Here is a 26,486-nt window from a genome sequence, read left to right on the forward strand (position 1 = left end):
CGTTAGCCTCCTAAGGATTTCACTATGGCTTTGCCTGCTACCCGCGGTGCTGCTCTGTACGTCAGGGCCTCGACTGAACACCAGAACTATTCGACCGACCATCAGGAGTCGGCCCTGCGAGAATATGCAGCGCAGCACGATTTTAAGGTGGTCGCTGTATACCGTGATGAAGGACGAAGCGGTCTTACGCTAGACGGGCGAAACGGGCTGCTGCGCCTTCTTAAAGACGTTCAGTCAGGACAAGCTGATTACTTGGCGGTCCTGGTATACGACGTAAGCCGCTGGGGCCGGTTCCAAGATGTAGACGAAAGTGCCTACTATGAGTACGCATGTCGTAAAGCCGGGATAATGGTCTCGTACTGCGCCGAACCCTTCACGAATGACGGCTCGCCGCTCGCAACCTTGCTCAAAGGTCTGAAACGTGCGATGGCCGCAGAGTACAGTCGGGAACTCTCAGCGAAGGTCTTCAGAGCACAGTGCCGGCTTACCGAGGCTGGATTCAAACAAGGTGGCTCAGCCGGGTACGGCCTCAGGCGCCAGTGTCTATCAGCCGATGGGCGTATGCCGCGGTTACTCGAGATTGGCGAGCGGAAGAGCTTTCCTACTGATCGAGTTGGCTTCGTTCATGGTCCAATCGAAGAAGTCGAAGTAGTGCGTAGATCTTCGACATGTGTACGAGCAAACAAATGCCTGACATAAGAATTGCTCAGGTACTCAATGCCGAAGGGCTGAAGAACCAATACGGCCGATCATGGTCTGCCCACAACGTCAAAGCAATACTCACGAACGAGAAGTATGCCGGTACCCTCATCTTCAACCGGAGTACACAGCGCCTAAAAAGTTCGCGCCGTCCTAATGACTCGCATAAATGGATCAGGGTCGAGGACGCCTTTCCTGGAATTGTCACCAGGAAGATGTTCAACCATACCAGGCAGGTCCGCCTGCGTCGCGGAAAACACTGGACCGATGACGAAATGCTCGACGGCCTGCGCGGCATCCTTGTTGAGCATGGCTCGGTTTCCGCCGATCTCATCGATAACAGTGATCTTCCATCGGCCAAGTCATACGCACTGCGCTTTCGAGGCTTGGTTGCGGCATTTGAGGCCGCTGGGGTGTCTGGACCATCATTATCCCGTGCAACGATCACACGATACAGACTTCGGTGCTTGACCAAAGACATAGTCGCCGAACTCGAACGCTGTGCCGTGCGTGCAAGCGCGCAGATAGAAAAAGTGACGACGCGGACATATCGGGTCAACGGCGTAACTGTGCTTCTGCTATGCACCAGGTGTCGCTACGAACGTAGCCATCCTTGTTGGAAAGTGACTGTGCAGCATGCACCGAAGGTCGACTTCGTTTTATGGGTACGCATGGACCAAGCTAATCAGGAGGTGGCGCAGATTTACCTGCTACCGGTCCAAAATTTTCCCGAGCATCAGTACCTGTGGCCGTCAACACGGACGCTGCCCAGCTACCAACAGTTCGCATACGCCTCGATGGCTCATGTGTTCGGCTTGGGCTAGCTCGAAGCAACTATCAGAAATGATAGGTTCCAGGCTGGCCGGTCAGGGCTAGGATATTGCATTATGTCTAGCTCGGAGCGTAGTCATGTGTTCCTTGTTCAGTACAACCTTTTCGGACGCAACACACGCATGCCAATTGCTGGCAGAGCATGCATCGATAGAACCTGTGTTGGAGGGCTGTGCCTACGTCGGATTCATCGTTCAGTTACAGGATTTCGAGTTTGAAAAACACCTCAAGCTACGTGAGGCGGTTTCAGCTTTTGTACGCATCATCGAAAAACGTATAGAAGCCCATGACTTCACTAACCTCTACATTCATCCTGCGTCAAGCGAGCTAGATTCTACCGGAGCACCTCGCGTGGTATTTGATGCGGGGGGCTGCGTTATCTACAAATGGTAGCGCTGTGGCAAGCTTACGATCGCCGGTACAGTCGCATGCAGCCTGCCAGGGTTACAGGGTGTCGCAAATCGTTCGAAGCGTATTTATTTTTAGGTAATGCTCGCTTTAACGCTTGTCGACTTCTAGTCGATCACGGCTCACCACGCCTCACTTCCGACTGGCTTAACGTTGTCCCATGCAGCCGGTCATCCAGCCGCGGTGCGGAAGACGGTGCTAACAAACTCGGCCGCATGAGAGGTATACAACGCGAAACTCGAAGTTGCCGTAGCTAGATGCCGATGACGTAGCTCGGTGTGCTGGCCGGCCAAATGGTCATAGATCACTGCATCGGTCAGCGGGATCAACAGGCGGTTGGTGCAATCTCCACATTTGATGCGCGGCTTCTCGCAAAGCCCGGCACGCCACTCGTTGGCGCAGGCGGGAGCATAGCCTGACTTGCCCGAAGTTTTACCTTCCCAACGGATCGGGAAGACGTCCATGCGCCCGCGAAACAGGCGTCTGAATAGCGTCACCTTCTCAGTTGTGGAAAACCGTGAGGATTCCGGCTCCCGTCCTACACGAACGGCCGGCTGAGGTGACCGCCATTCTATGCCGTGGGCTTCGAGCAGCGCGATCAGATGGGCGTTTTTGGCCTGAAGGGCTGCAATGGCAGACTGGTCAGTCATCAATCCCGTGCTTAGACAGCAATTCATCCATCTCGTCGCCGACGCCGTAACCGAAATTATGGCTGATACGTCGAACCTCTTTCAAGCGTTCCAAAAAGGATAATCGCGCCGCGTCAGGCAAGGCGACAATGGTTTTCAATGCCTGCCCGAACATCCGCACGAGCGCATCAAAATATCCTTCGTCCTGCAGACCAATATCGTTGCCGAACCCGGCCCCCCTTTCGCAGTAGAAAACGATCAGTTCCGCCAGCCCCTCAGGTTGACCAACTGCCTTCTTGTAGTCTGCAATTGCCTTCTTGGCTTTGGCGACCGACGTGCCCTGGTTCTTGGACATATCCGGCCACAGCCAACGATCAATGGTAGCCTTGTACGATTTCAGCATATCGTCGCCAAGCGCCAAGCGAGTGTTCAGGAAAGTCTGATTGTCCTTGCTGGCCGTATACAGGTCATGTACCAGATCGACCAAGGCGCCGCGATTATAGTCAGCCAGCTTCGTTTTTACATCGCGCCAGGACGGGGAGGGTTTCTTTTTTTCGATATTCATCACTAAGGACCAACGGGCTTTTCGTTTTGCAAGGGTTCAAGGGATGCAAACATCACGCTCAGGCATCGGCAAATCTCGCCAAGCTGAGGTGGCGGAAAGCGCGACTGCCAGAATTTTTCTTCATAATGTCCCTCTAGCCATTGTAATCGCCTACCGGTCGGATCAGATGCGCCATGCAAAAAACGGAAAATTCCTCGGAGCGGGGACTCTATCAGGCTACTTTTGCAAGATGACGGTGTAACGCGTTGGCGCTGATGTGTTCGAATAAATGAAGGCAAAAAGGCGAGCCATCCTCCCCCCCCGTCGCCCCCATGCCGGCACGCGACATCACCCATAGCCCTCACTGCTGTGCCCGCGAAATAGGCATTCATGTTCCCGTGTATCTATCGGCTCTGGTGCAAATTATGGATGAGGGAGGAGCTGACTGAGCGGGCTGTCCCGTCAGCTCAAGCAGCCAGGACAGCTGCCCAGATTTCGGACGGAGTTTTCCCTTGAGGGGCCAGAGCACGCAGGTCAAACTGACCTTTACGAATTCGATGCATCAGCTCAACGCCACGAATTGTGATGGCAGCGGAAGCCAAGCTCTTCAGGCCAAGCATGGCACCCAACCTGGACTTCACGTTTCGATGGTCCTGTTCGATCAAGTTATTCAGGTATTTTGATGAGCGAAGCTTCATCAGTGCGTCAAGTATCCCTTGCTGTTGAAGTTCCCGAATGGCCCGGTGAGACGCGGTGTAGCCGTCCAGCGTGATGGTCTCAGGTGATCGACCTTGCGAACGCACGGCCTTAAGAAAGAAGGCTTTCACCGAGGCGACGTTGCGCCGTGGACTGAGCCGGAAATCGACGGTTTTACCTGCCGCGTCAACAGCACGGTAGAGATAAGCCCACCGGCCGCGGATCCTGACGTACGTCTCATCCACTCTCCAAGAGGTGCCTGCCGGCGCTGAGAAGCGACTCCAGCGCTTATCGAACTCAGGCGCGTAACGTTGTACCCAGCGCAGGATTGTCGTGTGAGCGATCGGGAGGCCTCGCTCGGCCATCATCTCCACCAAGTCGCGGTAGGAAAGCTTGTAGCGCAGGTACCAGCGCACACACAGAATGATGATCTCTTGCTCGAAGTGTCGGCCCTTGAAAAGATCACTTTGGCTTGGACGATTACGCATGCTGGGCAAAGCTCGTCATTCTAGCCGAACGTAAATTTGCACCAGAGCCTAAAATTGCTCGGTAAGAGTTGTTTATTAGAAAAAATAGTGGTTTATCTAGTACACGTTCTTTACAGCAACTAAAAGTTTAGATAATGTCCATGCTCCAAAAAACATAACAGTCGAGCCGACATGTCCAAATCGTTGATCACCACCGTTACCGCCCTCGCCCTGGCGTTCCCCCTAATGGCCGGCTGCGAAAAGAAGGCCGACACCGCGCCCGCCAGCGCAGCGGCAAGCGCCCCGGCCACGCCGGAACCGCCTGCGGCTCCTGAACCCGTGGCGGCCGTTGTCGATGGCGCGCAAGCGCAGGCCCAGCCCGCAGCAGGCGCGCCGGCCAAGGCAACGCCGCCAGCGCCGGCCGCAAACGCCAGCGTCGGCCCGGGCGGCGTCGAAGCCAGCGCCGGCGACGTGTCGGTCAAGCTCCCGAACTGATCCAGGCAAGCAACTCCACCCTCTCGCAGGACACAACATGAAAAAAACCCTTATCGCTTCGGCGCTGTTCGCGCTCGGGCTTGGTCTCGCGCACGCCGAACCGCTTTCCGCCAACGGCTCGATCGAGGTGAGCGTCAAAGCAAACGGTGACCTGATCAAGGCGCGACGCGTGGCGCGCGACCAGGCCGAGAATGATGCCGTGCTGCGCCTGCTGAAACTGAAGCTGGGCGCGGACACCAGCAGCGCCAAGGTCAAGGACGGCCTGGTCGACCTGCGCAAGCAGCTCGCCGACAACATGAAGACCAGCTTCAACGCCGAGGGCGATATCCTGACGGCGAAAACCGTTCTCGAGGTCGACGCCGCGCAGTTCATGGACATGGCACGCGTGCTCGGCATCACCTCGACCGGCTCGGCCTCCGCCTCCAAGGTGCTGTTCTTGATCGACGAATACTACGGGGTAGGCACAAAGCTCGACCCGTCGCAGCCCCTGGTCACGGAAATCGACTACTCGCACGACAAGAGCTCGATGTCGGACTACACCGCGACCAGCTCCGGCGCCAAGAGCGCGTCCAGCAGTTCGGCCAGCGCCGCCAAGTCCAGTTTCGCCGCGGCCTCTTCTGAAAAGTCCGCCTTCGCCGCAAGCTCGTCGTCGGCGGCGGCCGGCAGCGACAAGTCCTCGTTCGCAGGCTCGGACAAGCAGTCGTTCGCGGGTACGGACCGCGGTTCGGTGGCCATGCAGGACGGTTACGGCGGCGCGGCCGCCGGTGCCCGCAGCACCAACGTGGCAGGCGCCCGCGATACCCGGGTGGCCGGTTCGAGCGACTCGCGGTTCGCCGCCTCCCAGAAGTCGGCCGCTGCCGGCAGCGCCTCGTCGCAGGCCGCGGTGAGCGCTGCCTCGTCCAGCGCCAGCGCATCGAAGTCGGCCAGCGCGTCCAGTTTTGCTTCGCGCCAGAACGCGGTCGAGAAGCAGAACGACGTCGTGAACCTGAAGGTGCGCCAGGTGTTCCCCGGCATCGATAACGCCAAGCCGTCGGACGATTCAGCTGCCATGATCAGCCAGAAGCTGCAGCAGGTGGTGAAGGAACACGGCATCTCGTGGACCGACGAAAAGGACTTCCGTATCGAGAACGGCCGCCGCCTGACCAACTCCGAGATCGCCCGCCAGCAAAAGTTCGACATGTACCTGCAAAAAGCAGCACATGGCAACTACAAGGCCAAGTACCTGGTCTATGGCACGGCCGTCATGAACTCGGAGGGCGCGACCCCGAGCGGCCAGGTTTCCTGCGCCGGCCAACTAATGCTGACCTCCTCGAACGTCGACACTGGCGACGGATTCATCTCCGGCACCATCGTCAAGCGCGCATCCGGCTCGTCGGACCAGAACTGCCGCGCCAACCTGTCCGAAGCGATGGCGAGCGCGCTGGCCGAGAGCGTTGGCACCAGCGCCCAGCGGGAAGTGCAGATCGCGGCAACCCGGGGCCGGTCATACGTCGTGGCGCTCTACAGCGACTCGCGCGTGCCCGCCAAACTGCGTCGCGACTTCTCGGCCAAGATCAAGGAAGCGGCGGGCGTGGTCGAGGTCATCGCCGACGACAACGCGAGCGAAGGCATGCGCCGCTGGACAGTAGTCGCGAAAGGCAATTTCGCCGAGACCGTCGAAGACCTGATCGACGAGATCGCGGAAGGCGAAGGTTCCAACTACAAGAACGCCCGCTTCGAGCAGCGCGGCAACAGGATGGTGTTCTGCGTCGAGGGCAAATGCCCAGTGGAGATTTGATGCGGAAACTGGCATGTGCCGTGGCTGCGGCATGCTCGCTGGCGCTGAGCGCCAGCGCATCCGCCGCGCAGTTCTACCTCTTCCCCGTCAAGGAGATCGAGGGCGTGTCGCAGGAGGCGCGCGACAAGTACAAGCTGCTCGACAAGCAGCTCATGGCGCGACTGTTCGACGACGAAGCCGGGAAGCAGGCGCAGCGCCAGCTCATCGGCCAGTTCGTCGAGCGCCTTAATGCGGCCTACCCGGAATCCGTGGTGCACCCGCGCCAGGTGGCCGACGTCAAGGTGCCAGGCGCACACAGGTTCGTCAACGACGACAACCTGCAGTGCAAGGCATCCCCTTCCGTTGCCGTGGCCGACACCTACGCGGTCATGCTGGGTATCACGCGCGCCTCGGTCTACGAGGTGCCCAAGGGCGAGAATATCGATGTGCTGATTCCGGTTACGCTGAACATCCAGTTCGTGCGTCCGAGCCTGGGCAAGGTGGTCTACACGATCAGCGAAACGGTGTACTCGCCGTTTCGGCTGGGCCGCAAGGAATATGAGTCCGGCGCCGCGAACGGCGTGATTCGCGACACCCTGATCCGCAACCTCGGCGAGCAGGCCGCGAGCCTGGTCGCTACCGCACGCCAAGCCTTCGACCCGAAGGATGTAAGCATCGGCATCGTGGGGCGCGACGGCGACTTCTTCGTCACCGACCGCGGCGCCGAGGCAGGCTTCGTCAAGGGCGAGCAGGTCGAAGCGCGGGATGCAGTCGGCAAGGAGTCGATTTTCGATGTCCTGTACGCGGATACGGGCTACGCGGTCATCAAGGTGGCCGCAGGATCGGCATCCGTTGGCAGCAGCCTGAAGTTCATCTTCGAGGGCAGCGCGGACGCCAGCGCCAAGCCGCGCATCATGCCTGTCGTGGCGCAGGACAGCGCCGATCCGTGGCCGAACGCGGTCGCCGGCCTGTTCGAGAAGGATATCGGGTTCAAGGCTACGTTCCAGCTCGCGCCGGTGGACGTCAATTTCACCCAGACCAGGGAACTGCTGACGCGCTCGGCCAACTGCGTGACCTGGCAGAAGATCGCCGGCATGGCGGAGTCGTCGCGCGCGGCCAAGGATGCGCCGGACTACTTCCTGCGCTTTACCCCATCCGTTACCCAGTCTGTCACCCTTACCGGTGCGGGCGGAACCAAGTCCGAAGAGCAGTTCCATACCTTGGTAACGGCGCAGGTCGTCGACCGCCACGGCCGGGTGATCTACTCGGGATTGGGCGAGGACAACTACACCATCAAGCGTATCGGCGGCGAAGGCCTTGGGCTGGCGCAGGCCAAGGAAGTATCGATCAAGAACGCGACCGCCAAGCTGGCGCAGAACTTCGTGGCGAACGTGCGCTTCGCCCCGCGCGACTACACGGTCCAGCGCGTCGACAAGGACAAGGTCTGGGTCAGTGGACTGGCGGGAATGCCGGTAGGTGACAAGGTAGCGTTCGACATCCTGCACCCGCTCGAAGCCAAGGTGGGCGGCAAGAGCGCGCTGCTCGACCTGGAAGCCGGCAGCGGCTCCGGCGGCGCGGTGGCCGAGGGCGACCTGGTCGGCTTCCCGTACGCCGCGGTGAACCCGGCGCTGCCCAAGCCGCGCGGCGGCGACCTGCTGCGCCTGTACACGGACGTGCCGCCGAACGCGACCCGTGTGATCGACTGCGACGAGGCGACATACATCGGCCAGAACAACGTGGCCGACGGGTCCTACTTCGTGCCCCTGTCGCGCCACGCGCTTTATCAGTCGAAGAAGTTCGCCTCCTACGTGGGTGACCCGGCGTTCTATGACCAGGCCAATGCCCTGCTCCGCCTCGGCTTGTTCGAAGCAAAGGTCGAGCGCCCGGCGATCGAGGTGTGCAGCCAGCCGGGTTACCTAGTCAAGGAAGAAGCTTCGAACTGCGACGATCCTGCCAGCTGCAAGGCCACGGTGATGATGGGCGTGCAGGCGCGCCTTAAAAAGGGCGCCGAGGTACAGAAGATTTTCAGCACGGGACTGCGCACTGAATTCAGCGGTTTCCCGTCGCAGAGCAAGAATCCCTTCTACAGCTACAGAGGGCTGGCAAACGGACTGTCGATGCAGGCAGACCTGATCAATAAAATCAACACCAACTAGGAATTTCCATGAAAATTATTCGTAAAGCTGTCGTCGTCGCCGCGTGCCTGATGGCTGCAGGCGCTGCAAATGCACAGTTGGGCGGCCTCGGCTCGATGCTCAGCGGCGGCAAGCCGAGCGCCAGCGGCGGCGACATCAGCGCAGACGTGAATACGTTCGTGTCGAAGAGCGCCGCGCTGAGCGAGCTGACCACTCGCTCGGTCTCGGCGATCACCGCCGCGTTCCAGAGCGACCAGGAGATCGAAAGCCAGCGCTCGAAGCTGGCCGACATCAACAAGATTACCGACCCGGCCGAGAAGGCCGCCAAGTATGCCGAGCTGTACAAGTCGACCCAGGCCGCCGGCCAGGCCCTGCTGGACTCGGGCGAGATGGAAAAGCGCATCGGTACCCTGAGCGCCGACAAGAAGAAGCAGATCGGTAACGCGCTGGTGAACTTCGGCATTGGCAGTCTGCAGGCGGTCGACCTGACCAGGACCGGTCAGTCGCTGGTGGCCAAGGCTGGCGCCAATCCAATGGACCTGCCGAAGATCGTGCCGGTGAAGAACTCGTTGCCGCTGCTGGGGAAGGTCGCGAGCGACTCCGGCTCGTTCATCGTGGGCGTAGCCAAGCTGGCCAAGGGTGCCGACATCTCGGTGCCGAAGGTGACCGCAAGCTCGACCCCGGTTAAATCCGATTTCTAAGGCGTTGCCAGTGGGCGGCCGGCCGGCAGGCCGGTTTCCCTCACCGCTACCGTAAAAGCAGATATGGCGAGGACCTGAGGCTGGCGCCTTGCTACCCGCTTGTTTCCGGCTTGCTCTCCAACCAGCCGGAGCTGCATGGTCCGATCTAGCCGATCACGTGTTTCGCCCCAGGCCGGGTCATGCTGAAGACTATAATTGCCAACATGAAAAGAACCTTCGCCTTGGCTCTATGCGGTACGCTGACGCTGCCACTGCACGCTCAACCTGTCGTGCAAGCGGCGACTGCCCTGCTCCAGCCGCAGATTAGCCGGGACGCCGATGGCTATACTGCCTGCGGCATTCGCGCAATTGTCCTCGACGTCCAACCCAAGGTTGTCGACGCTTACGACTTCTCGTTGTACCTGCGCCGAGAAATACCTGCCGGGACAGTCAAGGCTGGGAAACATCAAACGCCATTCGCCAAGTTTTCGAAAGGGCAAACTGACCAGAAAGTCGTGTTGCCTGGCCCAGAAAAATTCTGGATAGCCAAAGAGTTGGATGCCAAGGCGCTTATTCCATTCAAATCGTTCGCCGGCGACTCGCCAGGCTACATCCTGGGCCTGGCTGACTTAGCCGGGACACACGCGGCGATCGCCAGCATGATGGCCGGTGAGCGAATGCAGTTCGCTGTGCGATACAAGAATCAGCCTTACGATACCGTTGTGAGTTTTGCCGCACAGCTTTCCAGCACCGAGCTTACGCCTCTTGCCGCGTGCATTGACGGTCTCGTTGCTCGAATGCAGTCCGACGCAATAAAGTCAGGCGGATGACGTTCATCCGAACAAATTAGCGTATCTCGATCAAAATGATCGCCGTCGCCATGTTGCTCCCAAAAACCGGTCGATGACCTGCTCTCCGGTAGCGCCAGGCAGGCCTGCGTGGCCGCCGCCGGCCTGATCCTTGTACCAGTCCTGGCATTTGCTTCGCAGGCGGCTGGCGCGCGCTTCCCGCAGGCGGAGGTCGACAAAATACACAGGGAGGCGGCGGCCAAGCCGCGCAGCGAGCAACTGCGCGTTGTCGGCCTCGCCCAGAAGTCTGGCCTGGCGCCACTGCCCCAGGCAGAACTCGATAGCCTGGTTGGGCGCAGAACAAGACGTATCCGAAGACGTCGCCCGACGGGATCCGGATGGACCGCTCGGTCGCCGGGCCCATGATGCTCACCTACTATAAAACCGTGGTCGGCCGCAGCGCCGATGAGTTCGAAGTGAACCCGGCGAATTTCGCTGCATACCGGCCCAGCTTCATCAAGGACGCGTGTTCCAACGCCGGGGTGCGCAACTTGCTCAACAGCGGCATCGCGGTGCGTAACCTTACACGCGACATGCACGGAGTCCTGATCTACGAGCTTACGGTGCGCTCGGCGGATTGCGCACGCTGACCCGGGCCCGACTTGGCCGCGAACCATACGCGGTACCGCGAAGACCGCACTTGTACACTGCCTTGCGCGAGGGTCTGAGTACGGCCAACAGCAGACCTTTAGTACGCGCAACGCGTAAGGCCAGCAATTAGAGGGCACTATGATGTCGGTGAAGCACGCGCTTGTTGCCTGGTCAATGCTTATGTAAGATCTGGACAATGCGAGGGAGGATCTCGAAAGCCTCCTAACGCAGATGCAAAATGATGCTGAGTTTGACTAACAATGGCCTCGATAAGAGCAGGCGGTGTTGAATCATGCAAACTTGAGAGATGGAAGTAAGATCACGTAGCTTGCACAGCTTGCCTAATCGCAGCCTACATAAGGATATGTCGTTTCTGCTCGCACACACGGGCCGTTAGTCAAATAGAATCAGGCAAAGTCGCCGCGATCCTGGCTCCCCCATGGCTGAGCCAGTGTCCCCCGGCGTGCCCGTGGCAGCACTAAGGATGATCGACCTCACGTCAGGCGTCTTCCGGCAGCTGCGTGAAGTCAATTTCCCAACAATGCCGAACGACTATTTGCATGCCCTTCTTATTTCTTCCTTGATGAATCTATAGGCCGAGCGAATCGCGCGGCCCACTGCGACATAGGGCTGGAAGAAAAGCTTGGTATCGGCTACAGCGACACGTTTGAGGTGGTTGAATAAATCGTTCATATGCTTCCTTTGGCTGGTTTATGGTTGCTACTAGAAAACACCATATCAGCGGTCCCTTGTCGCGCAAGTCAACCTTTGGCACGGAGAACAGAGATAGCCGCTGCCTCGAGCGCCGCCAAGTTGGAGCCAGACACCGGAGGAATCCACTCAACACTATGGCGCCGGCTGTAGTGCTCCCATAGGAGCTGAATCTTTCTGGGATCGTCATAAACCTGAATTGCCATTAGCTCAGCGCCGAGGCATGCGCACTGCGCTAGCCGGTCATCAGCGATCGGCCGCAATTGATCGGCCGTAATCGTAGCCAGACACTGCTCAATCATTTCCTTGGCGCGCCCCGGCCCGTCCAGTGTCGTTTCGCGACCGAAACCACCATAGTATGCACCGGTAATAGATTCACGCGAATGTCCTAGATTTTCACTAACCTGCAGCTTGATCAGGTCGCGATCCACGCGCGGCATTTGCCCTGGCGTTCCTCCCAACGTCGGCGGAATAAGGCCTTTCAGCAGGGCCGCGTTCTCTGCAAATTGCGCACGAAGACCATGGCCAGTCACTTCCGCCATCACTTTATTGATGCCGATTTTTTCCATCAAATAATTGTAGCGACGCTTCGAATATTTCAACGAACCGGCACTGCCATCTGCTTTCGTTGGCCAGCCTAAATATTCCTTTCTACCGATCTTTGACTTGATCAGGTCCAATACCGCACGCTGGACCGGCGTGTCGATTTCGATGTCGCGTGGACGGCCGCCTTTGGTCGCATACGCGGCAAATTTGTCTCCCTTATCGTTTTTCCACGGTTGCAGTTGCAGCACTTCCATCCGGCGAAGACCAAACGCCACTTGGGCCATGATCATCAAGCCGAAGCGCCAGTCTAATGCCGCTGCCTCAGCAGCCTTGGCACCAACGTCGATCCCCACTTCTGCCCAGCTTTTGCTTTTCTCTGCAACAGTTTTCACGCGAAGTTCGCCTTTCGGTACGAGTGGCAAATAGTGATAAACATCCTTAACCAGTCCCTTTTTCCCTATCCAACCGCAAAAAGTACGCAGGTGCGACAGGTAACCCTGGATTGTTTTAGGCGATCGGTTAAGCCTGTACCACTCGCCGCAGAGGGCCTTGATATGTTTCTCGTTAATATTTTTAGGGTCTTCTAATCGATACCCCAACTTCACCAAAAGACGAAAGATGGCGCGCAAAGCTTCGCCCGCTGCTTGAACGGTACGTTCACTCGCCACCTTCCCATTTACCCGCGTGTGTGCGTTTGCGGCCAGGATCATGTTCAGTAGTACGATAATTTCCATATTTATTACTCCATCTTCTAGTTCATCGACGCCCTATTGCGTCACGCTCCACGTCCTAGAAAATGGAGTGGAGCAAACCGGATTTGTGCCAGGGGTGAAGGGCCCTAACGTAAGAAGAATGATTTCGCGTTGCCGCCTTCATCGGCTTTCGACAACGCGCCGGCGCCTTTCGGCTACCGATCGCCTGACTTGACGCTGCCAGGACCCGAACATTGACGCAGTTTCTTGCGTAGCGCTCCCGCCATCTCGGCGAGTTCTGGGCGGCGCTAGCACCCGATGTGATTTTTTTTCACGTCCGTAGACGTGCGCAGAGGTCAGCAGTAGCCCGGGCCAGGTGGCCCAGCGCATCCTGTGTCCGGTCGGTGCCGGAGGTCCGCTTTTTTCCCGTAGAGTTATCGAGGCGTGGTACGTCTTGTATGGTCGAAAGCACGCCGGCGACGATCGCGCCAGGCATCGTGTTGGCAATGTACTTTCGGTTCTGTGGGATTGCTGTGTTCAGGAATGTCCGCAAACCCGCATGGTTATCGGGTTTTCTCGACACTCTGTATCCAACCGTGATTCAGAGCGATAGAACAAAAAAACAGCCATTAGGCTGCTCTATCGAAAGACGGCGATGATTGCGCTGCGCCAGCTTGCACTGACGGTTATAGATGGCGCCAGTTTGCACTGACAGCTTCAGATGAGTCCCGCAAAAGCGGTTTTAGAAATCTTTTCACTTCCTTGAGGGAACTGAAAAAGTTGTAGGGTCCAAAAATGCCCCATAGGGACGAACCATTATCCCATCAACCGTTGCTGTGCGTCAACCCCGAACTGACGAGGAAACAGTGTTTTCTGCTCATGGCAGACGGCCGTTCGCTCTGAGATAGCATCGGGATAGCATCGGGATAGCATCGGGATAGCATAGAGAAGTCCCCAAGGGATCATCTAATGGCACCTCATGTCGCTGCTGATCCTGACGACTGGCCCCGACAAACTCACAAGAAGAAAATGCAGTCTTATAGCTGACGCATAGGTTTGATATACCGTGTTCCTAGGATAAATAACCGCTGACAACAGGGCTTGCGCCTCACCGGTCTACGGCCCATGCTACAGCGCTACGGTCAAATTTTATTTTGTGGGCGTCCAGACTTCCGCCCTAGATGTCCGAACTACCTTGTCTAAAAGGCATACCGGATAGAAGGTGGCGGTCTTTCTTTCCTTGACCATGAACTGGCAGAATACCTCTACACTGCCCCTGCCCTCTAGAAATGTCTCTTCCATTCCTCTCCTGGTACCGACTTTGTTCTTATATTTACCGAAAGTCTTTTCAATGACTGGAAGGAACAAGTGACTTAGCAGTTAATAGTCGAATTTGTAATCGGCACGCCTTGCTGTTCCATGAGTTCGTAGATATGCAGGTAGCTCAATGGTTGAGCCAAGTACCAGTAGACAGAAAGGTGCAGGCATCGATGCGAAAATTTGCTGCTTCAATGTTGAGCACAGCGGATATTTAGGGTTCGAGCAGGGCCTGCTGCCCGAGGGCAGGACTTACGAAGTGACAGAACCTACTTTCGTATCTTACTGTATTGGTACATGGAGCTTCATCGCTTTTTGACAAGTAATGTTTAGCGTTGTCACAGCCCTATTACCCTATCTGGCCTACTAAGTCACGTTACCTAGTGTTTAAGCTCCGGGCTTTGCGTTAGATCGCCCTCTTCACTTATTCCGATGTGGAGCCTAACTGCCCTCAAGACAACATCATCTATCAGCCCGGCTTTACATAGTCCATAAGCGTAACCGTCTAAAAACGCCGGTTCGATTTCGGAGCCACAACTGTCAATGAGTTCACCTAAAATTGAGAGTGCCGGATGTGCCAGATCCTGATCAATCGACGGCTCTCCAGACGCGGGAGCTCTACTACCTTCGCGGATTTCTTGTGCGAGCTTTACAAGCCAATGCACATCAGAGTCACAGTCACTCATATTCCATTTTGTGTTAATTTGCGATGACGCTTCCGTTAAGCCTGGTATAGAGCTGAAGTGGTCGCAGTGTTCAAAGCGCGTTGCGCGACATATTGCTTGATTCTTCGTTAGTCCGGGAAGAACTCAGCGATGTTCCCCCAAGGCTCTGCTGGGTTGTGTTTTACGTTTAATTCTATGTATGGTTTCTCAAGGAGGTCGGGGTCATACATTGGCGGACGGGTCTGCTTAGCAGGAGGAATGTCCATGTTGCAGGACGTTGGGTTATCGAGCAAAGAGTGATGCGTTCGACACACGAGAGGACGGTCCTCGTAAACGGAACACTTGTCCTCTCGTAGGAAAGGGCAAGGCTGACCGTTAAATTTTGCGCCTTGAGCAAAAACTTCCTTAATAGGTCTATAAGCCAAACGAACCATTTTGCGTCCCGTGACCTCGGCCAAGCGAATTGCTTCATGTTCGTAGATCATTGTGTTCATGCGGCAGCAATCGCTGCAGCCTATTCCACATGCCACGTAGGGTGAAAGTGCATCGGTTACACGAGTTGCAATCGTGATTATTTTCCTGCGCTTAGACTTGAGACTGGCATTTTCCGCCACGATCCTGCTAAGGTCCTGTTGTAAAAGCTTCGGGGCCATCCAAGCATGTGCTTCAACGAGAGTCCGTAGCTTGCTCTGCACTATGTCCGATTCCATGTGGTGCTGTTCTTGAATTCGAGCTTCCAGCATCTGGGCCATCTCTTCGGCACGCTGTAAAGACTGTTCACTCCCTTGCTTTAGCAAGGCTTCGATTTCGTGTTCAAAGAAATTCAACGTCTCTATGTCTAACATGTGAAGGCTCCTGCTGAACATGTGGCTACTGCATCCCGTGCATGCCACATGCCGATTCTACGTTTTTCGTAGAGAAATATCCACCAAAACCTACGATTATCGTAGGATGCCTGTACGCAATCCATCATCGAACTCCATCATCGGCCTCCGTTTGCGTCAGGCCCGGCAACGCCGCAAATGGGCCCAGGACGAGCTTGGTGTTATGGCTGGCCTGGAAGAATCTTCCAGTAGCGCAAGGATTAGCCGCTACGAGAGTGGAATCCACGAACCTCCTTTTCAGTTCGTCGAGAGCCTCGCCAGAGTTATGGATATATCGCCTGCGTACTTCTACTGCCCCGACGACCGACTGGCAGAGCTAATCCTCATCTATTCCGCCTTGCCTGAAGCAGAACGCCAGACACTGCTTCACTCGATTAAGAACTTATTCGGTCGAGACTTTCTTTAACTATCGCTCAACAGGCCTCTGAGCGCCCCCAATTTCTCAACATGTGCAACGCGACCAAGCGGACGCCGGCATTCCGCCGCTAGAAGCCTGTCCGGGAATTTCCCGATCGTAACAATAGGCACGTTGTTGCCTCAGGCATGATTGTCGCGCCTCGCTATCGCCCCGCCGAGCCATGTGGCATCAGCGCAAGTCATAATTGAAACTAACGAACGGTAAAGACAAATAAGAACATTCCTCCAGACACGCCCCGGGCTACTCAAACTATGCCATTCGCCTGGTCGTCCCCCAAGCGGTGCTAAGAGAGTAAAGGGAACAAAAAGAACAAAGAGAATCCAAAGAATCCCCCCGGCACCTGGCCGGAGCCAGCGGCAGTCGCATCCCCTTGGGTTCGGATAACTTGTCTGTCTGTTAGTTTCAGTTATGGTATCCTTGACATACTCCACACCGGAAAACCCTGACCGTTCGCGCCTTCAGCGCCAGCCGCCCGGCGGCCGCGGCGAACGCACATAACGAGGTGCCTTTGCCTGACCTGAAAACGTGGGACGACGATCCCCTTGCCGCCTTCTCGGCCTTCGTCACGACGCCAGCTTTCGCCAGCACCAGCCGGCGACTTGGCGAGACCGAGCCCGAGGCGATCTCCACGAAGTCGGCTGAGGTCTACATTTTCATGTTCCGCAAGTTCGCGACCTGGCTGGCTGGCCAGAACCGCCGCTTCTCGCAGGTCGAGGAGCGCGACCTAGTGCGCTTCATCAGCCAACTGCGCCGGCGCGGCGAACAGAACAGCGGAATCACGGAACGGTATCTGCGCCTGCTCGAGCGCTGCTACAGCCACCTGCAGATCGCACCGAACCCGGCGACGTCGGCCACCAAGCTCGCAGTCGACAACCACTACCTTGCGCAAAACGTCGGCACCGAAGCACTGGACCCGGCACAGGTAGACGCATTCGTAGCCGCCCTGCCCTCCCGCGAGCCGCCAGGCGCGAACCGGGCCGGGCGGCTGCCCAAAGCGTGGAAGCGCCGGCGCGATCACGCCGTACAGGCAACGCTACTGTTCGGGGGCTTGAAGGTGGCCGAGGCGATCGGGCTGCACCTGGGCGAGGTCGAGAATTCGTTAAGCCCGCTGCCCATTCGGCTCAAAATCAATCCGGAAGACAAGCACGCCACGAGCTACGAGCACGAAACCATCGTCCACGGCTATGGCGCCGACGCGCTGCGCTACTGGCTCATCGAACGGCTGGCCGAAGATGGCAAGGGACAGCGCCTGATCAAAGGGGACCTGGTCTTCCCCGGAGACAAAGATGGCAAGCCGATGTCGAAGGTGACTCTCTGGCGCCAAGTGAAGGAGACATTCGCCCGGGCCGGCATCGACGTCAACAGGAGCGGCGGCCGTACCTTGCGAAACACGTTCGCCGCACAACAATTGAAGGAGCACGGCCGCACGAAAAACGACGTCAAGGGGTATCTCGGCCTGGCCCTGGAACGATCTGCCGACATTTACGAAACCGCCAAGCCAAGAAAGAAGAAGTCCGATGAAGCTCTCTGAAATCACGAGCATCCTGGCCGCGGCCGGACTGCCGGCGCTCTCGCGCGACCAGCTGCTCGAGCTGGCCAGCTCCGGTGGTGGCAAACCGTTCGAAGCGGCCCTCCTCGCCTTCCACGCCGGCGATCGCCAGCAGCGCGACGAGCTGGAGGCAACCGTGCGCGTGCTCGACACGAAGACCCGGTCCACACTGCAGCGCGTCGGCGGCCACCTGCCGGTCGACCAGCTCGTCACGCTTGCGTGCAAAGAGCAGCGCCGGTTTTTTGACGCCATTGACGCGATTGCCATGCGCACGCCACGCGCCGCGGCCGCGCGGAGCTATCTGGCGGAACTTGGCGCAGCAGCCGCGGTAGCCGACAGCACGCCGACACCAGCGGATCCCCCGTACTACAGCTTTAAGATATTTTCGTCGGCAGCGGCGCTGTGCATCGCAGAGGCCACGACCAGGGCGGAGCGCAAGCACACGATCAACATTGAAGGCGCCGTAGCGCTTGCCGGCGGCGGCGCCCGCAAGACGTTCGACTGGTCAAACAAAATCGTGCTCCAGCTCACCGTGCAGGAAGCCTACCAGGTGCTGGCTCTGCTGGAGAACAAGATCCGGTCGCTGCGCTTCGATGGCCACGGCCGCGAGCACGACAAGTCGCTCCAGATCGAGTTTCAGGATTCTCACTATTATTTCAGACTTATCCAGCGCGGTCGGGTCGCGGTCGCGGTACCGGTACGAGCTGTCGATGCGATCCCGTTTCAATCTCTCCTTTATAAACAATTGCTGCGCAATGAGCCACATCTGGATGTGTCAGCGGTACAGGCCATGACTGAACGCATGGCTGCCATGATGTCTGTGTGACGTTGGCACTTCCGCGGCGCGCGATCGCTACTGGCTCTCCTTGGATGCTCGGTGTACGCGAGCGGCGACGAACACGCCGAAGCTGCTACGTACGGCCGGGGCAGATAGATTTTCGCGCAGTTCCTTGACCTCGATTCCTATCTTACGGGCGAGCGGCTTCGCGGTCGGCGACCTGCAAAAATCGGACAGCGCTTCTGCCTGTGCGGAAGAATCGAGTTTGTCAAATGCCTCCCACCCAAGCTCGGCGAGCTGCTGGTTGCGCTGCGCAGCTTCGGCGTCTGTCTTTGCCTTGCGCCGTTCGGCGCCGCTCGAGGCGTCGTCCTTGGCCGCCTTTTCGCCGGCAAGGCGGGCGTGGATCTGCTTATCCAAGGTTCCCAGGCGGTAGCCTTCCCGGAGTGCCTTCATGAGGTAACCACCTGCGCTCAGCTTGACCTTGCCGCGCTCGATGTTGTGTCGGGTGTACTCGATCGCCTGCTGGATACGCTCGTCAGTAAAGACGTCGCGATTGGACATGATCTCGTTAAAATCAGTTTGGTTCAGAGCGAATTCGGTATTGAGCGTTTCATACAGGGAGCGCAGGACGATTAGCTCGATTTTTTGTTCATTTGCTGCCCCATCCTTCAGCCGGGTAAGCGCGAACCGGACTTGGCCAACGCGCTTGGAACCCGGCACGTTCATGGTCACGATCTCGACGTTGAGCTGGGCAACTTCCTTGATCTCCTTTGTCGCCGGTACCAGCACCTTGTTACGGAAATGTTTCCATAAGTCGTAGGTTTTAGTTTCGCACTGCATCCAGGCGCGGAGGGTCTGGAGGTCCAGCCATGGCGTGGTGCCCTCGTCGATGTATTCCTGTAGGCGGTCGAATAGGATCTTCGAATGTACCGAGTTAAACACGTAGCGCAGGCTGAGGAAGTGGAAGGTGGTCGGGTTCTTGATGGCGACCTGAAGGCGCTCGGACAATTCAAACCTAAATTCGCCACCGCGTACGAAGGCCGGTCCTAGCAAAGGGACGGCGCCATAAAAATCATTGGCAGCATTGTCAGGGTCTATCTCGTTGAGCTCGATAGCTGCCTTTTGGGCTTCACGGATGATTTTCGCCAAGTGGCGCTGGTTGCGACTCGTGGTGCCGAGCAACCACCGGAACAGCCCAAGGTCGACCCTGTATTCCTTGTGGAGTTCGGTATCCTCGGCTGCCAGAAAATAGGCGACATCGATCATGCGCCGCCCAGCTAGGCTGAGGTCGACGATCTTGACGAGTGCATTGTTGCGGCGAAAGCCGAGGTCTAGAGGCGCATCATCCACGCCTCTGTCGGTCGGCGAATAGTCGGCGAATAACGCGAGGGCCATTTGTCGTGACATGCTGCTCATCCTTATAGTTCCACAGCAGCATGACAGTCCAAGGTGAACCTGTCAAAACAATTACGGTGACCTTGCTGTTGGCTTGATACAGTTCCGGTAATCGTCGGCGACGTCTGCTGCACACGATACGTGCGCCCGAGCGGTGGTACAAAAAGCGTGACCTTAGATTGGCAGCGCTCTGACATGCTGTCGGGTCATACCGCTAGTTTGCTAGCTCTAGCAAGCACTAGGTTTGTAGGTTTTTCTTATAAACATACCTACTAACAGGGGAGAGTTCGTCTTATAAAAATCAAGTACTTAGCTCGGCAAGGTCACAAAAGAATGACACATGGTCGACAAGAGTGTTCAGCATGGTCGCCATTTCGCGTCAAAGGACACAAAATTTGTGTTCGCCAAAGAAACGTATCTACACAAGGTCACAGAAAATGTAACAAGGTCGAAGTCTTTGTGCGTTTTTCGGGCGCAGCGGCCCACCATGCGCCGTTGCGCTTGGCGGGTTCAGGCAAGGTCACCAGGATTGTTCACACTTCTCATCGAATCGAGATCGATGCAGTTGTGCGCGGTAACGCCTCTGTTGAGCACTGCGCTAATCCTTGACGGAGGACGCCTGATGTCGTTCTAGCCGTACCGAAAACGGGGATGGGATCCGGTTTCCTTGAGGTCCGGTCCATTTGAGCGAAGTTATGTTGGGTTGGTGACCGTCTCGGTGGGAGTGGCTGCACATAAGTTGTGACCTTTTGTTGGCAACTAGGCCAGCTGCTGCCTATTATCCACCTGGGAGCTGGTGTGTTGCTGCGTGCATCTGCAGTTAGTAGGTTCTTTTTAAAAGACAAACCTACTAACAGGAAGGTGGACTTCTATATAAAATCAAGGACTTAGGACGGCAAGGTCACAAATGACGTTCAAATGGTCGACGTAAGTGTGCAGCAAGGTCGCTTTGTGGAAGCATGTGGACACCGGAATTGTGCGGTATGCCGATCTTGGCGAAGGCAAGGTCACAGAAAATGTGAAAAGGTCGATGAGATTGTGTGTTTTCCGTGCAAAGCGAGCAGTTATGCGGGCTCGCAGCCGCCGAGAGGCCTCAAAGGTCACCACCATTGTTCTTGCCTTGCTCACTGAATCTGATGCCTCCTAGTGCGCCTGGCCCGCGCTCCGCCCCTGCAAGGTCACTTTTCTTGTGCAGGTTCACACCTGATGTGTGGTGTTCCATACGCAGTCGATGGCGCTGGCAAGAATGTAAATCGCGCTTTCAGCCGTGTCTTGTGCTCGTTTTGATGGTCGTAGGCATCCGTTTAGGGCAACGTCACTGTTATTGTGCTGGTAGCACCGTCTTTTGATGGCGCAAGGTCACCATAATTGTGTGCTGAAGGCCCCAGCATGGCTTCGACGCCTTCGGCCGCCTCTACTTTTACAATACATGGTCATCGCATGAATGCGTGAAGCTACGTGGGGGCGCTCTGGCGGCAGCTGAACCCCGAATTTCGGGTAGATGTCAAGGCGTCTGGCCACCTATCTACGTCAGGTCATGCTGTTTAGTCGGAATAGGGGTGCTAAACGCTCCCCTCCGCACAATCTCTGTGACCTTGACTGGTTCTTCGAAACAAAACCGCACAATTCCTGTGACCTTTACGGATCGGACGCAAACGGGTCATGATGGTCGGGTCAGACGTCGTGATACATTACCAGATTGTAGGCTTAAGCTTTTCTGGACTGACGATCTTGTACTCGTGCGGCCTCGAGGTTTCCCTGACTCTTCGTAGATGACTCGTCGTATTCTCCTCACTCATCTCCGTGGTCAGATGGGACAGATTTTAGTGAAACCAGTGTATTCATCCGTACAGCGCCGGAATGCATTGAGTTGCATCAGGCGCTGGATGTACAGATCGAGTCATGCGTAGATTGATTCGACCTGCGGCGGCTTGATTTGCGGGGCATATGGGTAGTGCCCACGGTCGCAGTCGAACGCGACCGTGGCCTGCGGCCGACGCAGCGCCCAAGTCGTCTTATCGTCCGACTTCGCAAAAAATGCCACTTGACTGTCAGCTTGCGCGTTTGCTACAGCGCGCGGTTGTGGTGCTTGCGGTTCGCCAATGTGTAAGCGCTCCGCGCGCATCAGTTCCGCGCCTGCCCTTCTCGACCGTATGGCGATTCCGCCTCGCATTACCCCAATCTGCTCTTCTGTGCCTGCGGCACAAGCACGCGCTCTGGCGCGCAACGTGAGCACCAATCGGTGCTGCAATGACGTTGACTGCGTTGTTGCCCATTTATTGTCGCGCATATAGGCTCTGGCAGATGATGTGAACCAAACAATCAGATCGACAAAGTTATGCAATGGTATAGCGTACGCGACGCAGCCCTTCCCAGGTATGCGGCAAATGACGGGTAAGAAATAAAATAGCGCGAACGAAAAGGTCGCGCTACAAGGAGCTTGTCCCAATTGAAGAGCCGACCGCTGATGTAGCGTCTGCTCTCCAGCGTGGCTTCAGCTTTTCGCGCCAAATTTCTCGCGCAGCGAAGCTACAAAGGCGTCACGCATCGATGCATCACCGATGTTGACCTCAAGCGTCACCTTACCGTTTGGCCACTCCTTCAGTGTGCCCTCGTACTTGTTGCCGACGAAGATCGGATAGGGCCGCGACGTCTCTTTGCGCTTGCGAAGTTTCGGCTCAACGATCTGCTTGCGGGCTTCGTTGATCTGGTCACGACCGAGTTTTCCTTCGAGTACCTGGGCTGCCATCGCCACCGTTCTTTCCGTTCCCGCGACTTCCTCGAACAAGGCCAGTTCATACAAGGTGCCAAGTGCAAATTTAGCAGGGGCGGACTCGACTAGCGTCAGGGCGGCAGGCGACAGCCTCAGCGCAGACAGTGTTTTGTTAACGTTCGGCAGCGACATGCCGACGGCCTCCGACAACGACGTTTCATTCTCGTAGATGCCCTGGTCCAACAGCTTCTTCCAGGCCAGCGCATTATCGTAGGCAGTTTGCTCTTGGCGCTCGGCATTTTCACGGTAGCTGGCCTCGTACAGCTCGCGGTCCGACATATTCGGCTTGACGATCAGGTCGATCGTGGCTTTGTCTATCGACGCGGCGTGAATGTGCAGCAGGCCTAAGCGCCGGTAGTGGCCGGCCGCGAGCACGTACCGGCCGTTCCTGACGGTGGCGGTACCTGGTGTGTCCTGGCCATTCTTGGCGAGGCTTGCGGCCATTTCGAGCACCCGCTCGGGCTTGTAGGTCTGGCGCGCATTGTACGGATTTGGGTCCACCTGACTTAAGAGGACAGTCTCGAACCGGCCGCGCCGATTGTCGTCATCGCTCCCCGCCGGCTTGACGGTACCGTAAGGCGCAGCTACCACGTCGCGTTCCCGCTGCGCCTCAGCAGGGCGATCGGGAGCCGAGGTCGGTTCACCCTGCGCCGCTCCCACCGGTAATGCGCTAGTGCCGGTAGGGACCGCGAGAGGGTGTGTGCGCGTGCTGCCTCACTAGCCTGGCGCATGCGTTCGGCGAGGTCGATTGACTGATTTGCTCCGGTGGCGGCCTTTTGCATCAGTGCTGCCTTGTTCAGTTTCATATTCATTTCTTATTTCCTCGATGTTTCGGCATCTTGACTCCAAGCATGTCGAGCACTTCCTTTCCCAAGGCGTTGAATTCAGCCACTGCCGGGCTCTTGCCAAGCGAATGCACCGTGGTGCCGAACACCTGCGACTCGGGATAAACGTTGCGCAACGCAATGCGGGTCTGGAAAATTGGCAACTGTGCTTGTTTGCGCAAAGCTGCTTCGCAGCTCTCAAACACGTTCCCGCGGCGCACCTGCGACAGCAGATAGCCCGCATGCAGTTCGCCAGAAATCCCGCGATCCCGGCGGGTGGTTCGCGCACGCAGGACCATTTCTTCCATCTGCTTTGATGCCCATACGTTGTCCATCAAGGGAATTACCGGGATGATTGCCAGGTCCGCCGCCATTAGTGCTGCCCAGGGTACCGGCGACTCCACCGCTGGTGGGCAGTCAATGATGATGAACTGATAGTTTTTTGCAGCCGAGACAAGCTTGTCCAGGAAGGCCTCGCGCAGCGGCGCAAGGGACAGTACGGTGGCGGGGAACGGCGTCACGGGATCTGCCTGCAGTGACCACAGCGAAGCCGTGTTCTGCGGGTCCATGTCGGCTACGAATACCGAAAAGCCGGCCTTCTGGAGGGTGCCCGACAGTTGCATCGAGGTCGCGGTTTTACAGCATCCGCCCTTCTGATTCACGACGCAAATAATGATCGGACTTGTAGTTTGCTCGGTAATGGACATTGGGAGAGCGTATTTTTACGCATTATGATAATAAGGAGAATTATAGTCGAAACGGGAACAGATATGCTTCAACATCAAGGTTTTTAAACAGCGATCTTACATTGCGGCCGTTCTGCTTTCACGCGTGAAAGCGCATTATCCGATCTGCAGAGGGCCGGTCGTCGCAATCGCGAAGTGTCGAAGCTAGCTTTCAGGAACAACAAATGCCAGCCTATGTAGTCGGAGGCAAGAATACCTCACCTGCACGTTAATACACTCGCCTCGACAGTGCGCAGCGCTCTTGCCTTGGCGCCCTAGTGCTCTGCGCTGCTGCTAATGGACGGACGTACACTGGTCGGTTCGCGAATCGAGCGCGGCATGCTGATCTCACCTGCTTTCACGCGTGAAAGCAGGACAGGAACAGTCCCGCGAGCGCAGAAGAGCTTTAGTGTCCAGGCTATGCGCCGTCCTAAGCGCCTTTTGGCGTCCAAAATTGATTCACTCGGTCAACAACCTGCGAAGAGCCTCGACTTCATGCTAAGTTATAGCCGATCTACAGCGTGTGGCCACGCCGCAATCGCAGTTCCCCGAGGCGCCGACTTAGGCTACGCCCACTGCAGACGCTTATCCAAGGTGCTGAGCTCCAATTAAGTTGGCCGCTACCATGCCAAATTAGGCCTCTAAACATCCCTGCCCTACAGCGCAGGCTGCGTTAACAACCGCAGCGGCCCATTGCGCGGATACACCGGTGGCGGAATAGCCTGAGTTGTTCTAGCTTGAAGAAGATTTCGGCCCGATGCCATCAGCCAGGCCAAATGACAGGCATACCGCGCAAGGACCGATCCGTAGTGCTCCACCTCGACGGGCAGATGCGGTTGCGGTCACTCCTCAAAACAAGAACGGCGGAGCAGCGGGCCATGTGCTTTTGAATGCAAGTGTGACGCTATCGCCACCCCGGTAACGGTCGGAGAAATCAGACCGCCCATTTTTGGGCCAACTCACAGTCGCAGCGGTATGCGATGATCGTCGGGCACATGCTGTTCATGCGCTTCACGACGACCACGGAAAGCGAACGTAGAGCTAATACGACTGCCTCCGGAGCATGAGACGAAATATGGTTCGCGCCGTTGCTTCAATCCCAACGTGCTTTCTGGAGAAGAGCACTACACCTGGCGTTGTCATCGTCCGACTCGGCGAAAGGTGAGACCACTCTCAGCAGCGCACTTTCACGCGTGAAAGTGCCCAGTCGAAGGACACGAAACGCGCACATTGCCCCGACTATAAACCATCCTGTGAGCTCAGCCGAACGCACAAAAATGCCTCACCGAGTACAGAAGAGCGGCAGGATGCAATCCTATGCGCCACAAAAAATCGAGAGAGACAACGTTACTAATGGCGCCAGGAGGTTATGCGAGAGGTGGCGGTAACGCACCAGTCTCCGCGCCTCAGCGATACGAATAAAGTCACGCCTAGGAGTTAGCGCGGGACCACGGCCCCTCATGAACACACCATCCAGCTAGGCCGAGAGAAGCGACACGGGCCCGCGCGTTTGGCAGCCAGTGCGCTGTCAATAAGGAACCGATACCATGTGCGCTCGAGGCCGAGACATTCACGCCTCAAGGTTAGCCCTTGCTCTCGGCGATCCAATGCTTTCACACGAAAAGCTGAGTCTAGACGACGAACCTTAAAAACATCGGCGATACAAGTTCGCCTATACGTTGACGTCGACTGCGAAACATATTGCATTCTCATAAATTGAACAACAGTGATCTCCTCGGCAGCAATGCGGTCCATGGGTTTTCACGTGTGAAAGTGCTACACCGTGCAAGGTTCAGTTGAGCCCGTATTAGCTAAGCGTGGTATCGCTGGAATTTGCAGACCGGGTTGCTAGGGTCACAGTGCATCTGCGGCGCCATCGAAAGTGATGTATCTGCTTTGCACTCTGCGCCGCGTATTTCCCGTCGTAATGTCCCCTCTCAGAATCGCTTGAATCAAGCAAACTCAGCAGCCGTTTTGTTTGATTTCGACAATCGTTCGGGCAACCGTACGCGTAACTGATACGTCCAGAAGCCTATAGAACCTCAAAATGCTTGCGTCGCAGTCCGCGACGACGGATTTTCACTCAGATTGTTTGCAGTCTCGCGGACTCGCCGTGTTGCATCTGCAGGGCCGTTCGCTCCGAGCCCACCGAACGGGTCGCCCGGCCCCGCAATGCTTTTAACATTGGCCCCCCGACAGGTGCGAGGCTATCGTATACGCCATGCTGGCCGTGAAATCGTGCGTGCTGCAGGTGACCACGACCTGTCCCTTGAGCCGCTTGCTGTCCACCACCGAGCGATGAAGGAACTGTGCGACTGTTAATTAATCAACTCTGTAACTTCTCGGCGGAGATGAAGTGCGTGACAGCTTCGCCAGTGTGAGAAGGTCCTCTTGACCCTGTCGCGCAGGGTCGTTCCTGACTCGGGAGGC

General features: G+C 57.0%; 21 protein-coding genes. 12 read left to right on the top strand and 9 right to left on the bottom strand.

Features of this window, described 5'->3' with window-relative positions:
* The first annotated feature begins 24 nt into the window (after positions 1-24).
* The 3 genes from ACFOPH_RS25420 to ACFOPH_RS25430 all read left to right on the top strand — a co-directional run bounded on the left by ACFOPH_RS25420 (position 25) and on the right by ACFOPH_RS25430 (position 1,923).
* Positions 25-699, top strand: coding sequence for a recombinase family protein (locus tag ACFOPH_RS25420; RefSeq protein ID WP_379738027.1), 675 nt, complete (start codon positions 25-27; stop codon positions 697-699).
* The gene (locus ACFOPH_RS25425) at positions 669-1,523 is read left to right on the top strand and encodes a recombinase family protein (protein WP_379738029.1); all 855 of its coding nucleotides are present in this window, start codon (positions 669-671) and stop codon (positions 1,521-1,523) included. The genes ACFOPH_RS25420 and ACFOPH_RS25425 overlap by 31 nt, the downstream gene beginning before the upstream one ends.
* A gap of 85 nt (positions 1,524-1,608) precedes the next feature.
* Positions 1,609-1,923: a hypothetical protein gene (locus ACFOPH_RS25430; protein WP_379738031.1), complete on the top strand. Its 315-nt coding sequence runs from the start codon at positions 1,609-1,611 to the stop codon at positions 1,921-1,923.
* 185 nt (positions 1,924-2,108) lie between these two features.
* Here the strand turns inward: ACFOPH_RS25430 and ACFOPH_RS25435 are convergent, their stop codons facing one another.
* From ACFOPH_RS25435 to ACFOPH_RS25445, 3 genes are all read right to left on the bottom strand, one after another.
* Complete coding sequence (locus tag ACFOPH_RS25435) at positions 2,109-2,588, bottom strand: TOTE conflict system archaeo-eukaryotic primase domain-containing protein (RefSeq protein ID WP_379738033.1); 480 nt, start codon at positions 2,586-2,588, stop codon at positions 2,109-2,111.
* Positions 2,581-3,132: a hypothetical protein gene (locus ACFOPH_RS25440; protein WP_379738035.1), complete on the bottom strand. Its 552-nt coding sequence runs from the start codon at positions 3,130-3,132 to the stop codon at positions 2,581-2,583. Before ACFOPH_RS25440 ends, ACFOPH_RS25435 begins: the two co-directional genes overlap by 8 nt.
* A 446-nt stretch (positions 3,133-3,578) precedes the next feature.
* Positions 3,579-4,295: an IS6 family transposase gene (locus tag ACFOPH_RS25445; protein WP_379738037.1), complete on the bottom strand. Its 717-nt coding sequence runs from the start codon at positions 4,293-4,295 to the stop codon at positions 3,579-3,581.
* 171 nt (positions 4,296-4,466) lie between these two features.
* Between ACFOPH_RS25445 and ACFOPH_RS25450 the strand changes: the two genes are divergently transcribed.
* From ACFOPH_RS25450 to ACFOPH_RS25475, 6 genes are all read left to right on the top strand, one after another.
* Positions 4,467-4,769 (top strand): hypothetical protein, encoded by a 303-nt coding sequence (locus ACFOPH_RS25450; protein WP_379738039.1) that lies wholly within the window; start codon positions 4,467-4,469, stop codon positions 4,767-4,769.
* Positions 4,770-4,806: 37 nt separating this feature from the next.
* Positions 4,807-6,546, top strand: coding sequence for a hypothetical protein (locus tag ACFOPH_RS25455; protein ID WP_379738041.1), 1,740 nt, complete (start codon positions 4,807-4,809; stop codon positions 6,544-6,546).
* Between the two features lie 20 nt (positions 6,547-6,566).
* Positions 6,567-8,681 carry a hypothetical protein gene (locus tag ACFOPH_RS25460; protein WP_379738043.1) on the top strand — a complete coding sequence of 705 codons (2,115 nt, stop codon included), beginning with the start codon at positions 6,567-6,569 and terminating at the stop codon, positions 8,679-8,681.
* Between the two features lie 8 nt (positions 8,682-8,689).
* On the top strand, positions 8,690-9,361 hold the full coding sequence (locus ACFOPH_RS25465; RefSeq protein ID WP_379738045.1) for a hypothetical protein: 672 nt from the start codon (positions 8,690-8,692) through the stop codon (positions 9,359-9,361).
* Between the two features lie 179 nt (positions 9,362-9,540).
* Positions 9,541-10,170: a hypothetical protein gene (locus ACFOPH_RS25470; RefSeq protein ID WP_379738047.1), complete on the top strand. Its 630-nt coding sequence runs from the start codon at positions 9,541-9,543 to the stop codon at positions 10,168-10,170.
* A 356-nt stretch (positions 10,171-10,526) separates the two neighbouring features.
* Entirely contained in the window at positions 10,527-10,778 is a 252-nt protein-coding gene (locus ACFOPH_RS25475; RefSeq protein ID WP_379738049.1) for a hypothetical protein, read from the top strand.
* Between the two features lie 553 nt (positions 10,779-11,331).
* Here ACFOPH_RS25475 and ACFOPH_RS25480 read toward each other — a convergent pair.
* The 3 genes from ACFOPH_RS25480 to ACFOPH_RS25490 all read right to left on the bottom strand — a co-directional run bounded on the left by ACFOPH_RS25480 (position 11,332) and on the right by ACFOPH_RS25490 (position 15,555).
* Positions 11,332-11,472: a hypothetical protein gene (locus ACFOPH_RS25480; protein WP_379738051.1), complete on the bottom strand. Its 141-nt coding sequence runs from the start codon at positions 11,470-11,472 to the stop codon at positions 11,332-11,334.
* Between the two features lie 68 nt (positions 11,473-11,540).
* A complete protein-coding gene (locus tag ACFOPH_RS25485; protein WP_379738053.1) occupies positions 11,541-12,770 on the bottom strand; it encodes a tyrosine-type recombinase/integrase in 1,230 nt (409 codons plus the stop codon).
* A gap of 2,068 nt (positions 12,771-14,838) precedes the next feature.
* Positions 14,839-15,555, bottom strand: coding sequence for a YkgJ family cysteine cluster protein (locus tag ACFOPH_RS25490; protein ID WP_379738055.1), 717 nt, complete (start codon positions 15,553-15,555; stop codon positions 14,839-14,841).
* A 106-nt stretch (positions 15,556-15,661) separates the two neighbouring features.
* On the opposite strand from ACFOPH_RS25490, the gene ACFOPH_RS25495 reads away from it, so the two are divergent.
* The 3 genes from ACFOPH_RS25495 (at position 15,662) to ACFOPH_RS25505 (ending at position 18,387) form a co-directional block, all read left to right on the top strand.
* Positions 15,662-16,000 (top strand): helix-turn-helix domain-containing protein, encoded by a 339-nt coding sequence (locus tag ACFOPH_RS25495; RefSeq protein ID WP_379738057.1) that lies wholly within the window; start codon positions 15,662-15,664, stop codon positions 15,998-16,000.
* Positions 16,001-16,520: 520 nt separating this feature from the next.
* Positions 16,521-17,543 carry a tyrosine-type recombinase/integrase gene (locus tag ACFOPH_RS25500; RefSeq protein WP_379738059.1) on the top strand — a complete coding sequence of 341 codons (1,023 nt, stop codon included), beginning with the start codon at positions 16,521-16,523 and terminating at the stop codon, positions 17,541-17,543.
* Positions 17,530-18,387, top strand: a complete 858-nt coding sequence (locus tag ACFOPH_RS25505) for a hypothetical protein (protein WP_379738061.1) — start codon at positions 17,530-17,532, stop codon at positions 18,385-18,387. The genes ACFOPH_RS25500 and ACFOPH_RS25505 overlap by 14 nt, the downstream gene beginning before the upstream one ends.
* Positions 18,388-18,414: 27 nt before the next feature.
* Here the strand turns inward: ACFOPH_RS25505 and ACFOPH_RS25510 are convergent, their stop codons facing one another.
* The 3 genes from ACFOPH_RS25510 to ACFOPH_RS25520 all read right to left on the bottom strand — a co-directional run bounded on the left by ACFOPH_RS25510 (position 18,415) and on the right by ACFOPH_RS25520 (position 24,038).
* Entirely contained in the window at positions 18,415-19,746 is a 1,332-nt protein-coding gene (locus tag ACFOPH_RS25510) for a replication initiation protein (RefSeq protein WP_379738063.1), read from the bottom strand.
* A gap of 2,482 nt (positions 19,747-22,228) precedes the next feature.
* Positions 22,229-23,098 carry a ParB/RepB/Spo0J family partition protein gene (locus tag ACFOPH_RS25515; RefSeq protein ID WP_379738188.1) on the bottom strand — a complete coding sequence of 290 codons (870 nt, stop codon included), beginning with the start codon at positions 23,096-23,098 and terminating at the stop codon, positions 22,229-22,231.
* A gap of 217 nt (positions 23,099-23,315) precedes the next feature.
* Complete coding sequence (locus tag ACFOPH_RS25520; protein WP_379738067.1) at positions 23,316-24,038, bottom strand: AAA family ATPase; 723 nt, start codon at positions 24,036-24,038, stop codon at positions 23,316-23,318.
* Positions 24,039-26,486 lie beyond the last annotated feature (2,448 nt).

The organism is Massilia haematophila (genome assembly GCF_042647645.1).
Classification (GTDB): Bacteria; Pseudomonadota; Gammaproteobacteria; order Burkholderiales; family Burkholderiaceae_D; genus Telluria; species Telluria haematophila.

What these genes read in the sequence shown, in the direction of transcription:
- ACFOPH_RS25425 (WP_379738029.1), top strand. Translation starts at nt 669, where the DNA reads ATGTGTACGAGCAAACAAATGCCTGACATAAGAATTGCTCAGGTACTC.
- ACFOPH_RS25445 (WP_379738037.1), bottom strand. Translation starts at nt 4,295, where the DNA reads ATGCGTAATCGTCCAAGCCAAAGTGATCTTTTCAAGGGCCGACACTTC.
- ACFOPH_RS25495 (WP_379738057.1), top strand. Translation starts at nt 15,662, where the DNA reads ATGCCTGTACGCAATCCATCATCGAACTCCATCATCGGCCTCCGTTTG.
- ACFOPH_RS25475 (WP_379738049.1), top strand. Translation starts at nt 10,527, where the DNA reads ATGGACCGCTCGGTCGCCGGGCCCATGATGCTCACCTACTATAAAACC.
- ACFOPH_RS25430 (WP_379738031.1), top strand. Translation starts at nt 1,609, where the DNA reads ATGTGTTCCTTGTTCAGTACAACCTTTTCGGACGCAACACACGCATGC.
- ACFOPH_RS25485 (WP_379738053.1), bottom strand. Translation starts at nt 12,770, where the DNA reads ATGGAAATTATCGTACTACTGAACATGATCCTGGCCGCAAACGCACAC.
- ACFOPH_RS25470 (WP_379738047.1), top strand. Translation starts at nt 9,541, where the DNA reads ATGCTGAAGACTATAATTGCCAACATGAAAAGAACCTTCGCCTTGGCT.
- ACFOPH_RS25440 (WP_379738035.1), bottom strand. Translation starts at nt 3,132, where the DNA reads ATGAATATCGAAAAAAAGAAACCCTCCCCGTCCTGGCGCGATGTAAAA.
- ACFOPH_RS25420 (WP_379738027.1), top strand. Translation starts at nt 25, where the DNA reads ATGGCTTTGCCTGCTACCCGCGGTGCTGCTCTGTACGTCAGGGCCTCG.
- ACFOPH_RS25465 (WP_379738045.1), top strand. Translation starts at nt 8,690, where the DNA reads ATGAAAATTATTCGTAAAGCTGTCGTCGTCGCCGCGTGCCTGATGGCT.
- ACFOPH_RS25455 (WP_379738041.1), top strand. Translation starts at nt 4,807, where the DNA reads ATGAAAAAAACCCTTATCGCTTCGGCGCTGTTCGCGCTCGGGCTTGGT.
- ACFOPH_RS25490 (WP_379738055.1), bottom strand. Translation starts at nt 15,555, where the DNA reads ATGTTAGACATAGAGACGTTGAATTTCTTTGAACACGAAATCGAAGCC.
- ACFOPH_RS25450 (WP_379738039.1), top strand. Translation starts at nt 4,467, where the DNA reads ATGTCCAAATCGTTGATCACCACCGTTACCGCCCTCGCCCTGGCGTTC.
- ACFOPH_RS25505 (WP_379738061.1), top strand. Translation starts at nt 17,530, where the DNA reads ATGAAGCTCTCTGAAATCACGAGCATCCTGGCCGCGGCCGGACTGCCG.
- ACFOPH_RS25480 (WP_379738051.1), bottom strand. Translation starts at nt 11,472, where the DNA reads ATGAACGATTTATTCAACCACCTCAAACGTGTCGCTGTAGCCGATACC.
- ACFOPH_RS25510 (WP_379738063.1), bottom strand. Translation starts at nt 19,746, where the DNA reads ATGTCACGACAAATGGCCCTCGCGTTATTCGCCGACTATTCGCCGACC.
- ACFOPH_RS25520 (WP_379738067.1), bottom strand. Translation starts at nt 24,038, where the DNA reads ATGTCCATTACCGAGCAAACTACAAGTCCGATCATTATTTGCGTCGTG.
- ACFOPH_RS25435 (WP_379738033.1), bottom strand. Translation starts at nt 2,588, where the DNA reads ATGACTGACCAGTCTGCCATTGCAGCCCTTCAGGCCAAAAACGCCCAT.